Source organism: Polynucleobacter sp. UB-Siik-W21 (genome assembly GCF_018687415.1).
Lineage (GTDB): Bacteria > Pseudomonadota > Gammaproteobacteria > Burkholderiales > Burkholderiaceae > Polynucleobacter.
The window spans coordinates 335,974-347,773 of sequence record NZ_CP061289.1 but is presented as its reverse complement, the minus strand read 5'-3'; the positions used below and the strand labels follow the sequence as shown (position 1 = coordinate 347,773).

Below are 11,800 nucleotides of genomic sequence, written 5' to 3'. Positions count from 1 at the left end.
AAGGGCTTACTACTGGCATTTTTCTTTTGATTTATTTTTTCTTTGGCTTACTCTTGCCCATCAAAGAAGCCAGCATCGGGTTTGCCTCTGCTAGCTCTTTTTTGGTTTTTGCTACTGCATCGGCAGCTCCAGGCTTGGGAGTTTTGGCAGCATTCTTCATACGCTGAGCAGTAGTCAAGGCTAAGCTCTTGTACAGGTCTGTTTTTTTCATTGCCATGACTTTGCTCTTTATATGGAATGATTCAGTGTTTATTGCTTCGTTAATGATTTGGCCGCAAAACCTAAGAACAATAATGTCCAGCCTTGTAGTAGCAATTCAATAGCGATTAATAGGCCAGGTAACCATAAGCTTGATGATGGGAAGCTATTCATGATGAGTACGCCCATCAAGATAGAAATGGCTGCAGATAAGGCAAGCCAGAACCACTCAGCAAAATGACGATGCTGGAACGCAGAAACTAAACGCAATAAACCAGTAATAAAAAAGATTGCGGCTAACCACAAGGTAATCGCTTCAAGGGCAGGAATTGGGAATGCCCATACATAAATTGCTGCGCCAATATACAAAATAGTAAAAATCAGCTGCACGCCAACACTTTTCCAGCCAGCAGATTTAAATGCATGAGCACCCTGAAGAATGCCGCCTGCAAATAAGAAGATACCCAGCACATTGACTGAAACCAGAGAGAAGAGGGTTTGACCGGCAATGCCAATCATGCCGAGAATGAGGAACAAAATGCCTAGACCAATGAGTACCCCCGGAACTTTTGCTGCTGCACCTAATGCATTGGCACGGAGTACTTTCATTTGTTCTACTGATAAGTCGGTCATGAGGAACCTTTTAGTGATCACTGCAAAATAAGAAATATATCTTTAGCATCTTCAAAACTTAAAGATGGTTGTCTACCGAATCAATGAACTCTCGCACCGCTTGATTAAATCGAGCAGGCTGCTCAATGTTCGATAAATGGGCTGCGTCTTCAATAATAACTATCTGCGATCCATCAATCAGGCGATTAAGCACAATACCTTGATCTACGGTACAAGCAGGGTCATGGCGACCAGATAGAACCAGGGTTGGCGCCTTGATCTTGAGCAACATCGTGCTTTGTGCCATATCGCGCACAGCACTACCGCAGCCGATATAACCTTCCACATTAGTAGCCAAAATCATCTGGCGTACTTTTTCAATATCGTGTGGAGCGCGCTCTACAAATGGCGCTGTGAACCAGCGACCAATCGTGCCATCTACCAAGCTAGCAAGACCTTGTGAGCGGGCGGTTTGAAAACGGTCTTCCCACAAACTGCGGGGTGGCATTTCACTGGCGGTATTACAAAGTGAAAGTGAAAGAATGCGCTCTGGATAACGCGCGCCTAATTGCTGCCCAATCATCCCGCCAATCGATAGGCCCATGAAATGCACCTTCTCAATTTTCAGTGCATCCAATAAACCAATAGCATCATCAGCTAATTGCGCAATGCTGTATGGGCCAGGCGTAACTCCAGACTTGCCATGCCCTCTTTTGTCGTAACGCAGCACACGGTAACGGCCAGCAAAAGCAGGTACGTTCCAATTCCACATACTGCCGTTGGCCATCAAACTATTAGCCACTAACAGTACTCGGCCATCTTGGGGACCATCAAATCGATAGGCAATATCAACGCCATTAACGTTAACGGTTTTGGTATCTTGCAATTGGGTCATCTGTCTCCGCCTTTTTTGGATCTACCGGCCTCTATTTATCTATTTATGAGACCGTGTTAGATTATCCAATGAAATACCCTAGAAGGTATTTAGACGCCACTATAAAAACGACGCAATAAAAGTCATAGGAGACACGATGTTGACATCACTAATTCAGGGCAAGCGCACCCACATGCTCGGCAAGCTCACTCTGATGCTGAGCCTTTCCGTATCAGCAGCCATAGCCAATGCCCAAAGCTACCCCAATCGCACTGTCAAGATGATCGTGCCTTTGACTACCGGCTCTGGGGCTGACATTGCTGGACGACTGGTTGCTAAAAGCCTGACGGAAAGTTGGAAGCAACCCGTCATTATTGAAAACCGCCCTGGCGCCGGCGGATTGATCGGGACAGGAGTTGTTGTCAATGCCGATCCAGATGGTTACTCCCTACTCGTTCAATCAGCATCCTATGCAGCCAACCCAGCTATCTATAAAAAATTACCTTATGACCCACTCAAGAGTTTGATTGATGTGGCCATTCTTGGGCAAACCCCTTACGTCATGATCACTGCTGCAGATGGTCCTTATCAAACGATTCGAGATTTAGTGATCGCTGCAAAATCCAAACCTGGTGAGATTACCTTTGCCTCTGCAGGTGTTGGCAGCTCCACTCACTTGGCCGCTGAGTATTTCAATCAAATGATGGGCATTAAATTAATCCATGTTCCCTACAAAGGATCGCCAGAAGCGATCTCTGACACGATGTCAGGCCGCACTGCTTTTTATATGGCACCGCTTGATACGGCGATTGGGCAACTCAAAGGCGGCAAGTTACGCGCATTAGGAGTCACTAGCAAAACTCGTAATGCGGCAGTTCCTGAAATTGCCAGCATTACAGAACAGGGTTATCCGAATTTTGAAATTGGTCTTTGGTTTGGTGTTTGGGCACCTGCGGGCACTCCAGCTGTAGTAGTTAAAAAGATTAATACCGACATCAATCAATCGATGCAAGATCCTGAAGTGAAAACTGCTTATGAAACCAAAGGCATTAAAGCAACACCGATGAGCCCAACTGAATTTGGCAAATTTGTTCGTGAAGAAATGGCGAAGTATCAAAAGATTGCCAAAGATGCGAATATCGAACCGCAATAAAGTAACGCAGTAAAAAAGCGGTAAAGCAATTGACCAATCATCCTTCAGCGCCTCTGTGCCAAGCCCCCGACCCAGAAATACGATCGCCGAAGATTACGTTTCCGGCTGGAGCGGTTGATTGTCATGCCCACATCTGTGGCCCCGCAACTCAATTTCCCTATGCGCAAGAGCGCATCTATACGCCGCCAGATGCCACTCTAGAGAGCTACCAATCTTTACTTCAGATGCTTGGTATAGATCGAGCAGTGCTAGTGCAACCGAGCGTGTATGGCTCTGATAATCGCGCGATGTTAGCAGCGCTCAAGGCGCAGCCCGAAAAGTTTCGTGGTGTGGCCGTTGTTTCAAACAACGTAAATGAAATTGGCGATCAAGAGTTAGAACAACTGCATGCAGCTGGTGTTCGGGGAGTTCGTTGCAATATTGTTGATGTGGCTGATAAGTCCACTGGTTTACCAATACAAAACCTAAAAGCTTTAGCAGAACGCATCAAGCCCTTTGGCTGGCATCTTGAGTTGCTCATGCATGTGAATGAATATCCAGACTTAGCTCAGGTTTTTGAAAACTTTCCGGTAGATTTAGTATTTGGTCACTTTGGATATAGCCACACAAAACATGGAATTCAGGATCCAGGATTTCAGGGCTTATTAGAGTTACTTAAAAACCAACAGGCTTGGGTCAAAATGACAGGCCCTTATCGCATTTGTGATGGCAATCTTCCTTATGCCGATATGCGCCCTTTTAATGATGCAGTGATGGACGCAAATCCTAAGCGACTGGTCTGGGGTAGCGATTGGCCCCATGTAATGGTGAAGAGGCAAATGCCTCACAATGCTGATCTGTGTGACCTATTTGGCGATTTGGTTACAGACCCAAACTTAAGAAAATCGATCCTGGTCGATAACCCCTGTATCCTGTATGACTTTCCGGCAATCAATTTGTAAATAAGCCAGCAAAACAGAGCAAATACAGTAGAAAGAAGTATTAAATGGATACCACTCTTACCGTCATCTTAGGCATTGTTGCGATGTTGTTACCCCTAGCGGTAGGTCGCCTAGTGTGGAAGCGCTTTGATCAATGGTTTGGTCGCAATGATGAAGCCTACATGGATAGCCTGGAATATTTCCTCAAGAAAATTGGCTTCACCGTACTTGTTGCCTTCATCCTCTTATGGCTTGGCATTAGCCTGGTCTTTAATGGCAATGGCGCTCCATTAGCCTGAGCAATATGAACGATCAACTGAAAGCCATTCTATCCAAAGCAAAGTTGAACTTTGCGATCTTAGCTAGCATTTTGACCATTGCCGTTTTGGGAAAATTTACTAACCCAGAATTAACCAATTCTATTTTTGTTACTGCAGACCAATTGGTTTCAGAGCTCTACTTGGTATTTATTGCGATTACATTGGGTGCATTTATACCCAATTTCAAACTGGTAGCCTTTGGATCGATTGGTGTTTTTATGGCAGTTGCGATCCTCATCCAACTCAAGGTCTTTAACTACCTCACCACTGAATATTTATTTGCAGTACTGATTGTGACCTTAGGATTTGCATCTATCGCTAATCTATACAGGCACTACCGGGAACATGGGTTGTAAACCACGCTATTTCTAGTGGCCTTATTATTTCTTGATTTTTCAAGAATTTTCAAGAATAATACTGAAAAAGTGGAGAAAGCCCATGGGCACTTTAAATTTAAGCAAATTTTCCTCTCAGGCCAACCCTGAGATTTTAAATGTTCTTCATCAGATTGCTGACGCAGAGGGTCGGAAATTTCATGCAGTTTTGGATGAAGCATTCCGCGACTATCTCAGCAAAAAAGGGATTGCAATCAATAGCCGAAAGGTAATGTCTCACTTTGCACAAAGCTTGCAGGAGTTTGAAGAGCTTTATAAAGAGCTGGCCAAGTAGTGATTTACCCCTCGCTCGAAGACCTCATGTTGATGCATGAGGTCTTAATTAATAGATTTGGCGGATCGACTGGAGTTAGAGATAGAAACGCTCTAGAAGCAGCGCTTTATCGAGCTCAATCTGGCTACTATAACGATGTCATTAGCCAAGCAGCAGCCCTATTCGAAAGCCTCGCCATCAACCATCCATTTGTAGATGGAAACAAAAGGCTTGCGTTTGCCGCAATGGATACTTTTTTGCGCTTAAATGGCTTTCGAATATATGCAACTCCGAAGGAATCCCACATCAAAATTATTAGCATGTTTGAAAAACATGAATTAAACCATCAAGTTATTGATAAATGGTTACGCAGCGTAAGCAAGCCCTCATAGCCCAAAACAATCAAAATCTTCTCTCAAGCGACCCCTTTTTATAATTAAAAAACGATCAAATCACCACCAAGACCAATTGGCCTCATGTTTGTGGCTAGCTTCAAAGACGGGATCAAAATCATGGTTTCCGAGCCATTGCCGCATCACTCTGTCGTTTCTGGTGCGCCGACGCCGATCAAATATCTTGCGATACCATCGCGGCGCCCCACTTCCCATAGTGATTTCTTTGTCGGAGTGAAAGATAGCAATTGCTTTTCTTCCAGCAGGCGAGTGTTGATCATGACGAATACTTGTGCCTCCTTTAAGAAATAAGTCCCAATCTTTTAAAACCCATACATATTCATACCGCTGATTTTTACGTCTAACTGTTCGTGACATAACAAATTCCTCAAATTCTTGTTAAAAAGTTATGTCATATCGATCTCCAGAAATAAATGTGTTGGATAAAAAAATTAGCGCAAGCATTTTTAGTGCTTGCGCTAATTTTAAAGAAGGGAATATCCACTCAATTGGAGTGGCCAGGTTTAGCTGTTCTTATAACTTTTCATTACTTCTCCAACGCGCCATAAATCACTGCATTCAATTGCTCACGATGTACCTTACGTATTTCGCCTGGTGCTACACCCATCATGACCACTACCATTTGTTCTTTAGGGTCTACCCAAAAGATGGTTCCGTATGCGCCATTCCAGGTAAAGTCACCAACGTTGCCATTGATTGCTGACAAGCCTCTATCGGTGCGAACTGCTACACCCAAACCGAAGCCATAACCTACGCGACCTGGCTCAGTACCACCGACATTATTTTTAATATCTTTATTTAAGTGGTTTGATGTCATAAATGCCACTGTCTGCGGACCTAATACTTTCTTACCTTCAAGACTGCCGCCATTGAGCAGCATTTGACCAAAACGAATGTAGTCACCCGCAGTAGAATAGGCACAAGAGCCACCACAATCAAACTTGACCTTCTGCGTATGAATATCCACCTTTTGTGGCTTACCAGTAAGCGGGTCAATCGGCAAGGGTTGCGCTAAACGAGCACGTTCTTTTTCAGCCAAGTTAAAAGTGGTATTCGGCATTCCGACTTTATTCCAAATACGTTCTTGCATGACTGTGCCCAAAGGTTTGCCGGCAATCTTTTCTTCAATGATGCCGAGTACATCCAAGCCAAAACCATAATCCCATGCAGTGCCTGGCTCATAGAGCAATGGTGCACTGGCTAACTTATCAATAAATTCTTGAGCATTGTATTGAACAGCTGCGGGCGCTGAACCTGCTGGATAAAACTGATGTACCGGTGTTGCACCTCGACCACCATAGGTAAGGCCATTGGTATGGCGCATTAAGTCTTGAATCGTGATGGGATTTTTTGCTGGCACGGTAGTGAGATTTCCATCAGCATCAATCTTGCCTACTTTCATATCTTTAAATTGCGGGAGCCAATTGGTGATCGGTGCATTGAGTGGCAACTTCCCTTCTTCATAAAAAGTGAGTCCGCCTACAGCAGCCATCACCTTGGTCATCGATGCCAAATTAAAGATGGCATCCGTTGTCATGGGTTTGTTGTTGGCTTTATCCAAATATCCATAAGGTTTAAAAATGACTAACTTGCCATTCTTGGCAACCGCCAATACGGCACCAGGCATATTATTTGCAGCAATTTGATCGGCAAAGAACGCATCAATTCTTTTGAGACCTTCCTGGGTAAATCCTTGGCCAGGAGTGCTACTGAGGGGCAAAGGTGCTTTTGAGGTATCTGCGGCAAATAATGCGCTACTAGTGAATAAGCTAAAGCCGAAGGCGGCGGCCAAGCCGATTTGCAGGAATTTTTTCATGCTGTCTCCGTATTTGATAATTTGGGGCCTAGCTTGTGCGCTCTTTTTTTAGGTTTAGCCATATTGAAGCAGACTTTTAGGGTTCAGGGTCTATTGCCATCTTATATATCTCTAAGTTATATAAGATCAATTTTTAAGTATTTGGCGGAATACAGAATAACCCTGACAATCGTGGGCTATGTATAAATACGACCATATTGACCAAACCCTTGTAGATCAACGGGTTGCACAATTTAGAGACCAGGTAGCTAGGCGTCTTGATGGCAGTCTTGCTGAAGAAGAGTTTCGCCCTCTAAGACTGCAGAATGGTCTCTATCACCAACGCCATGCGTATATGTTGCGTGTGGCAATTCCTTACGGTCTATTTAATTCAAAACAATTGCGCACCATGGCACTCATTGCGCAAAAGTACGACCGCGGTTACGGTCACTTCACGACTCGTCAAAACATTCAGTACAACTGGGTCAAACTAGAAGACACTCCCGATATTTTGGCCGAGCTGGCCAAGGTGGAGATGCATGCCATTCAGACTTCCGGTAACTGTATTCGCAACATTACAAGTGATGCGTTTGCCGGTGTAGCAGGTGATGAATATGTTGATCCACGACCTGTATGTGAATTACTGCGCCAGTGGTCAACACTACATCCTGAGTTTGCTCATCTTCCCCGCAAATTTAAGTTTGCCATTAATGGCGCAAAAGAAGATCGCACCATTTTGCTTTGCCATGATGTTGGTATTGAACTCAAGAAAAATACACGAGATGAACTCATAGCGGACATCTATGCAGGTGGCGGTATGGGCCGCACACCAATTTTAGGTTCACTGATCAAAACAGATTTGCCTTGGCAGCTATTGCCGAGCTACCTCACCGCCCTCTTGCGGGTCTATAACCGCTTTGGGCGTAGAGACAATCTTTACAAGGCTCGCATCAAGATCTTGGTTAAGGCTTTAAGTCCTGAAGAGTTTGCTCGACAAGTTGAAGCTGAGTGGGCACATCTTCACAATGAATCAAAAGAAAGTAAAGATAATTTCACACAGTCTGAGTGGGAGCGCGTTGCTAAGCACTTCACTAAACCTGCGTATCAGAAATTAACAGTGGTAAGTAATGAAGCTATTCTAGCCACCGTGCCCGAGACTGAGAGAACTGCCTTTGCTCGCTGGCTAGAGCGCAACGTCAAGCCACATCAAGTGCCCGGCTATGCTTCAGTCATTCTTTCGCTCAAACCTCATGGAACCGCTGCTCCTGGCGATGCCACAAGCGCGCAGATGAATGCCATTGCAGATCTAGCGGACCAATACAGCTTTGGTGAGCTACGGGTTACCCATGAACAAAACTTAGTATTGGCCGATGTAGAGCAGTCCAAACTACTAGAGCTTTGGCAGGCTGCTAAGCAACAGCATGTAGCACTCCCCAATATTGGATTGCTCACTGACATCATCGCTTGTCCTGGTGGCGATTTCTGCTCATTAGCTAATGCGAAGTCACTCCCAATCGCCAAAGCAATTCAGGAGCGCTTTGATGATTTGGATTACTTATTTGATTTAGGTGATATCAGCTTAAATATTTCAGGATGTATTAACTCCTGTGGTCATCACCACGTAGGCAATATTGGTGTGTTGGGCGTGGATAAAGATGGTGAAGAGTGGTATCAAGTCACTTTAGGCGGAGAGCAAGGTAATCATGCCTCTATTGGCAAAGTGATTGGCCCTGCTTTCTACGCCAATCAAATCCCTAGGGTCATAACAAACCTAATTAATACCTATGTCGAGCAACGCACCAGTGATGAATCATTTATCGAGACTTATCGTCGCCTTGGTGTAGCGCCCTTTAAAGAGGCTGCATACAAGAACGCATTCAATAAAAATGACAAGCACTCCAAAGAATCTAATAAAAGCGTAATCGTCTAGTCAGGGAAGAGCCATGAACCAACAGATTATTTATTTTCCTAAAGACGGTAAGCCCACTCTCATTACCAATGAATGGCAGGTATGGGAAGGCGAGCGTGATGAAGGTGGTATACCGAATTTAGATCATGGACTTCATAAGGTTCTAGTGCCTTTTCATTGGTGGATTACTCACCATCAGAATGTCGACATCCTCACACGCTCTAAAAAGGGTGAGATTGGTGTCTGGTTTGCGGCTGATGACGACATCCTCAAGCATGCGGACATCATCGAGGAAGGCAAAAAACTCTGGGCAGTAGTTGGGGCACACTTCCCTCTTTTTAGAGATGGTAGAAGTTTTAGCACTGCAGCCCTTCTCAGAGATCGCTTTCAATGGCAAGGTGAGATTCGGGCGATTGGGGACGTCTTAATTGATCAGCTATTACAAGGCGCTCGAGTCGGTTTTGATGCTTTTGAATTACGCCCTGATCAGAATCTCGATATCGGACTCAAGCAGTTTGATCTCTTTAGTGTGACCACACAAAACAGCTGGCGCGATACCCGCAGCAGTCAAGCAACTATCTAGGTCACGATCAGAGAAAATATCATGAGTAATACGAACAAACCCGGGAAAGTCTTTTTGGTTGGTGCCGGCCCAGGAGCAGCTGATCTCATTACTGTACGCGGAGCTAATCTATTGGCAAAGGCAGATATTGTTTTTCATGATGCCTTGGTTGATACAGCAATGCTAGAACTCTGCCCTCAAGCCATTAAAGAGCCTGTTGGTAAGCGCTGTGGAAAACTCTCTTCAGTACAACATTTTATTAACAAGCGCCTTATTGATGCAGCACAAAAATATCAAGTCATTGTTCGCTTAAAGGGCGGTGACCCAATGATGTTTGGTCGCGCTGATGAAGAAATCCAAGCACTCAAAAAGCATCAGATTGAAGTTGAGGTTGTGCCAGGCATTACCGCTGCTCTGGCTGGCGCAGCAACTATTCAGAAATCACTTACCTTACGCGGGCTATCTCGAAGCGTTGCTTTTGTTACCCTGGCGCAAGGCACTGAAAATCTCGGTTGTAACGGGGGTCAACAGCAGCCAATTCAAAATCCACAAGCTGATACCTTGGTGTATTACATGGGTCGCAAGGATGCTAGCAATATTGCTAAACAGTTAATCGAAAACAACTCCCCACACACAAGTGAAACACCCGTTCACATTCTAGAAGCCGTGAGCACCCAAAATGAACGCCACTGGTCAAGCAGTCTTGGTCAATTAGCGGATGGTAAAGCAAATGACTGGTTTGATAGCGCATCACCTGCGCTCATTATGGTTGGGGAGGCCTTAAGAGAAAAACACTCCATCAATCAAACTGCAGATTTACAGAGCTCTAGCGCTAAATTCGATGATGGCTTGCAAGACAGCGTCATCTTCCCCGACAGCAGGCGTTGCGGTTAGGGCAATCTGTGGAAATTTTTCCCGGCAAGCATTCAGCAGTACTGGGAAGTCGTTGCGCAAATGGCCACCTTGACCAAAAAAGACTGGCACCACAACTACCTCTGTGGCACCAGCAGATACCTGAGTAGTAATCGCCTCCTCGAGATTTGGATGCATGAGCTCTAAAAAGGCTAACTCCATAGGAACTTGAGGCCTCTGCGCCTTCCAGAGCGATGCCAGACGATCAAAGGGCTCGCGCCAACGCGCATCACGGGCTCCGTGACCAAATAAGACGATTGCTTTCGTATTCATACAAACCTTTTAAACTACGAGTATTAATTATCAAAGCTTACCCTGAATTTAAGCCTCTTACCTACACACTAATTTTCTTAAATGGCACATCTTCTTAGTCAAACTTGGTTCATCGTATTGATGGGCATCACCCTCATTGGAGCAGTCTTATCGGCAGTTCACCATGCAGAGGTAATTGCCCATAAAACAGGTGAGCCATATGGAACCTTAGTACTATCGATTAGCGTCACCATTATTGAAGTTTCCCTGATCATTGCCATGATGCTTGCTGGTCACGAAGGCTCTGAATTTATTGCTCGTGACGCCGTCTTTGCAGCCGTGATGATCGTAATTAATGGAGTTATCGGACTTTGCATCTTTATGGGGGGCTTTAAGCATTACGAGATGACTTTCCGCAATGAGGGCACCAATTCTGCATTAGCAGTGCTCACTGCTTTGGCTACATTCATTTTGGTTATGCCTATAGTCACGATAAGCACGCCAGGACCCAGTTTCACTAAGAGTCAACTTGCTTTTGCAGGGATAGCCTCTTTTGCCCTTTACGGTGCATTCTTATTTTTTCAAACAGTCAGTCATCGCGACTACTACCTTCCCAAGACAGAAGACCAAAAGGTGAATAGCGCCACTCATGCAGACAAACCCAGTAATCTAAAAACTAGTATTAGCGCAGCACTACTTCTGATCTCACTTGCAATAGTTGTAGGTTTGGCAGAAGCGCTAAATCCAGCAATTGAAGCCGGAGTCAAAGCAGCAGGCGCCCCTAAAACAGTGGTGGGTATCGCGATTGCAATGCTGGTATTAATGCCAGAGGGCTATGCTGCAGTCAGAGCAGCTAGGGCAAATCGATTGCAGAGCAGCTTAAACCTCGCATTAGGATCAGCGCTAGCCAGTATTGGGCTCACTATCCCAACAGTGGCTGCAATTGCCATATTCTTTAACCTACCATTAAGCCTCGGGATCAGCAGTCTCAATATGACCTTAATGTATCTCTCATTCTTTATTGGGGCGCTAACATTGGCAATTGGCAGGACCACCTTATTGCAAGGGGTGGTGCATCTCATTATCTTCTTTGAGTTTTTGTTTTTGAGCTTGGTGCCGTAATCAACTACAGTATTAGGTCTTATAAATTATGAAGAATATGAGTGCTAATGCCAGAGATATCAATTCGTAGTTTGCAGCAGCAGTTTCTTTGTTCGTAAAATATAAATTGT

The 11,800-nt window shown here is 44.8% G+C and carries 16 protein-coding genes; 10 read left to right on the top strand and 6 right to left on the bottom strand.

Annotation, left to right across the window (positions count from 1 at the left end):
- Nucleotides 1-31: 31 nt before the first annotated feature.
- The 3 genes from C2756_RS01840 to pcaD are packed head-to-tail and all read right to left on the bottom strand — an operon-like array spanning nt 32 to nt 1,705.
- On the bottom strand, nt 32-217 hold the full coding sequence (locus C2756_RS01840; RefSeq protein WP_215296363.1) for a hypothetical protein: 186 nt from the start codon (nt 215-217) through the stop codon (nt 32-34).
- A gap of 32 nt (nt 218-249) precedes the next feature.
- On the bottom strand, nt 250-831 hold the full coding sequence (locus tag C2756_RS01835) for an HdeD family acid-resistance protein (RefSeq protein ID WP_215319692.1): 582 nt from the start codon (nt 829-831) through the stop codon (nt 250-252).
- 58 nt (nt 832-889) lie between these two features.
- A complete protein-coding gene (gene pcaD, locus C2756_RS01830) occupies nt 890-1,705 on the bottom strand; it encodes a 3-oxoadipate enol-lactonase (protein WP_215319691.1) in 816 nt (271 codons plus the stop codon).
- Nucleotides 1,706-1,841: 136 nt separating this feature from the next.
- On the opposite strand from pcaD, the gene C2756_RS01825 reads away from it, so the two are divergent.
- The 6 genes from C2756_RS01825 to C2756_RS01800 are packed head-to-tail and all read left to right on the top strand — an operon-like array spanning nt 1,842 to nt 5,117.
- On the top strand, nt 1,842-2,837 hold the full coding sequence (locus tag C2756_RS01825) for a tripartite tricarboxylate transporter substrate binding protein (RefSeq protein ID WP_215319690.1): 996 nt from the start codon (nt 1,842-1,844) through the stop codon (nt 2,835-2,837).
- Between the two features lie 29 nt (nt 2,838-2,866).
- Nucleotides 2,867-3,778: an amidohydrolase gene (locus C2756_RS01820; protein WP_215319689.1), complete on the top strand. Its 912-nt coding sequence runs from the start codon at nt 2,867-2,869 to the stop codon at nt 3,776-3,778.
- Nucleotides 3,779-3,822: 44 nt separating this feature from the next.
- Entirely contained in the window at nt 3,823-4,056 is a 234-nt protein-coding gene (locus C2756_RS01815) for a hypothetical protein (RefSeq protein ID WP_215319688.1), read from the top strand.
- Between the two features lie 5 nt (nt 4,057-4,061).
- Nucleotides 4,062-4,433 (top strand): hypothetical protein, encoded by a 372-nt coding sequence (locus C2756_RS01810; protein WP_215319687.1) that lies wholly within the window; start codon nt 4,062-4,064, stop codon nt 4,431-4,433.
- 31 nt (nt 4,434-4,464) lie between these two features.
- Nucleotides 4,465-4,746 carry a hypothetical protein gene (locus tag C2756_RS01805; protein WP_251372093.1) on the top strand — a complete coding sequence of 94 codons (282 nt, stop codon included), beginning with the start codon at nt 4,465-4,467 and terminating at the stop codon, nt 4,744-4,746.
- Nucleotides 4,746-5,117, top strand: a complete 372-nt coding sequence (locus C2756_RS01800; protein WP_251367601.1) for a type II toxin-antitoxin system death-on-curing family toxin — start codon at nt 4,746-4,748, stop codon at nt 5,115-5,117. The genes C2756_RS01805 and C2756_RS01800 overlap by 1 nt, the downstream gene beginning before the upstream one ends.
- Nucleotides 5,118-5,177: 60 nt before the next feature.
- Here the strand turns inward: C2756_RS01800 and C2756_RS01795 are convergent, their stop codons facing one another.
- Together C2756_RS01795 and C2756_RS01790 are read right to left on the bottom strand one after the other, a co-directional pair.
- A complete protein-coding gene (locus tag C2756_RS01795) occupies nt 5,178-5,495 on the bottom strand; it encodes a hypothetical protein (protein WP_215319686.1) in 318 nt (105 codons plus the stop codon).
- Between the two features lie 169 nt (nt 5,496-5,664).
- The gene (locus C2756_RS01790) at nt 5,665-6,954 is read right to left on the bottom strand and encodes a serine hydrolase (protein ID WP_215319685.1); all 1,290 of its coding nucleotides are present in this window, start codon (nt 6,952-6,954) and stop codon (nt 5,665-5,667) included.
- A gap of 178 nt (nt 6,955-7,132) precedes the next feature.
- Between C2756_RS01790 and C2756_RS01785 the strand changes: the two genes are divergently transcribed.
- The 3 genes from C2756_RS01785 to cobA are packed head-to-tail and all read left to right on the top strand — an operon-like array spanning nt 7,133 to nt 10,298.
- A complete protein-coding gene (locus C2756_RS01785) occupies nt 7,133-8,863 on the top strand; it encodes a nitrite/sulfite reductase (protein WP_215319684.1) in 1,731 nt (576 codons plus the stop codon).
- 13 nt (nt 8,864-8,876) lie between these two features.
- Nucleotides 8,877-9,425 (top strand): DUF934 domain-containing protein, encoded by a 549-nt coding sequence (locus tag C2756_RS01780; protein WP_215319683.1) that lies wholly within the window; start codon nt 8,877-8,879, stop codon nt 9,423-9,425.
- 21 nt (nt 9,426-9,446) lie between these two features.
- A complete protein-coding gene (gene cobA / locus C2756_RS01775; protein WP_251372092.1) occupies nt 9,447-10,298 on the top strand; it encodes a uroporphyrinogen-III C-methyltransferase in 852 nt (283 codons plus the stop codon).
- On the opposite strand, the gene C2756_RS01770 is transcribed toward cobA, so the two are convergent.
- A complete protein-coding gene (locus C2756_RS01770) occupies nt 10,221-10,589 on the bottom strand; it encodes a sirohydrochlorin chelatase (protein ID WP_215319682.1) in 369 nt (122 codons plus the stop codon). The genes cobA and C2756_RS01770 overlap by 78 nt on opposite strands.
- A gap of 81 nt (nt 10,590-10,670) precedes the next feature.
- Between C2756_RS01770 and C2756_RS01765 the strand changes: the two genes are divergently transcribed.
- Entirely contained in the window at nt 10,671-11,690 is a 1,020-nt protein-coding gene (locus C2756_RS01765) for a calcium:proton antiporter (RefSeq protein WP_215319681.1), read from the top strand.
- Nucleotides 11,691-11,800: the final 110 nt, after the last annotated feature.

What these genes read in the sequence shown, in the direction of transcription:
- C2756_RS01840 (WP_215296363.1), bottom strand. Translation starts at nt 217, where the DNA reads ATGGCAATGAAAAAAACAGACCTGTACAAGAGCTTAGCCTTGACTACT.
- C2756_RS01835 (WP_215319692.1), bottom strand. Translation starts at nt 831, where the DNA reads ATGACCGACTTATCAGTAGAACAAATGAAAGTACTCCGTGCCAATGCA.
- pcaD (WP_215319691.1), bottom strand. Translation starts at nt 1,705, where the DNA reads ATGACCCAATTGCAAGATACCAAAACCGTTAACGTTAATGGCGTTGAT.
- C2756_RS01825 (WP_215319690.1), top strand. Translation starts at nt 1,842, where the DNA reads ATGTTGACATCACTAATTCAGGGCAAGCGCACCCACATGCTCGGCAAG.
- C2756_RS01815 (WP_215319688.1), top strand. Translation starts at nt 3,823, where the DNA reads ATGGATACCACTCTTACCGTCATCTTAGGCATTGTTGCGATGTTGTTA.
- C2756_RS01810 (WP_215319687.1), top strand. Translation starts at nt 4,062, where the DNA reads ATGAACGATCAACTGAAAGCCATTCTATCCAAAGCAAAGTTGAACTTT.
- C2756_RS01795 (WP_215319686.1), bottom strand. Translation starts at nt 5,495, where the DNA reads ATGTCACGAACAGTTAGACGTAAAAATCAGCGGTATGAATATGTATGG.
- C2756_RS01790 (WP_215319685.1), bottom strand. Translation starts at nt 6,954, where the DNA reads ATGAAAAAATTCCTGCAAATCGGCTTGGCCGCCGCCTTCGGCTTTAGC.
- C2756_RS01785 (WP_215319684.1), top strand. Translation starts at nt 7,133, where the DNA reads ATGTATAAATACGACCATATTGACCAAACCCTTGTAGATCAACGGGTT.
- C2756_RS01780 (WP_215319683.1), top strand. Translation starts at nt 8,877, where the DNA reads ATGAACCAACAGATTATTTATTTTCCTAAAGACGGTAAGCCCACTCTC.
- cobA (WP_251372092.1), top strand. Translation starts at nt 9,447, where the DNA reads ATGAGTAATACGAACAAACCCGGGAAAGTCTTTTTGGTTGGTGCCGGC.
- C2756_RS01770 (WP_215319682.1), bottom strand. Translation starts at nt 10,589, where the DNA reads ATGAATACGAAAGCAATCGTCTTATTTGGTCACGGAGCCCGTGATGCG.
- C2756_RS01765 (WP_215319681.1), top strand. Translation starts at nt 10,671, where the DNA reads ATGGCACATCTTCTTAGTCAAACTTGGTTCATCGTATTGATGGGCATC.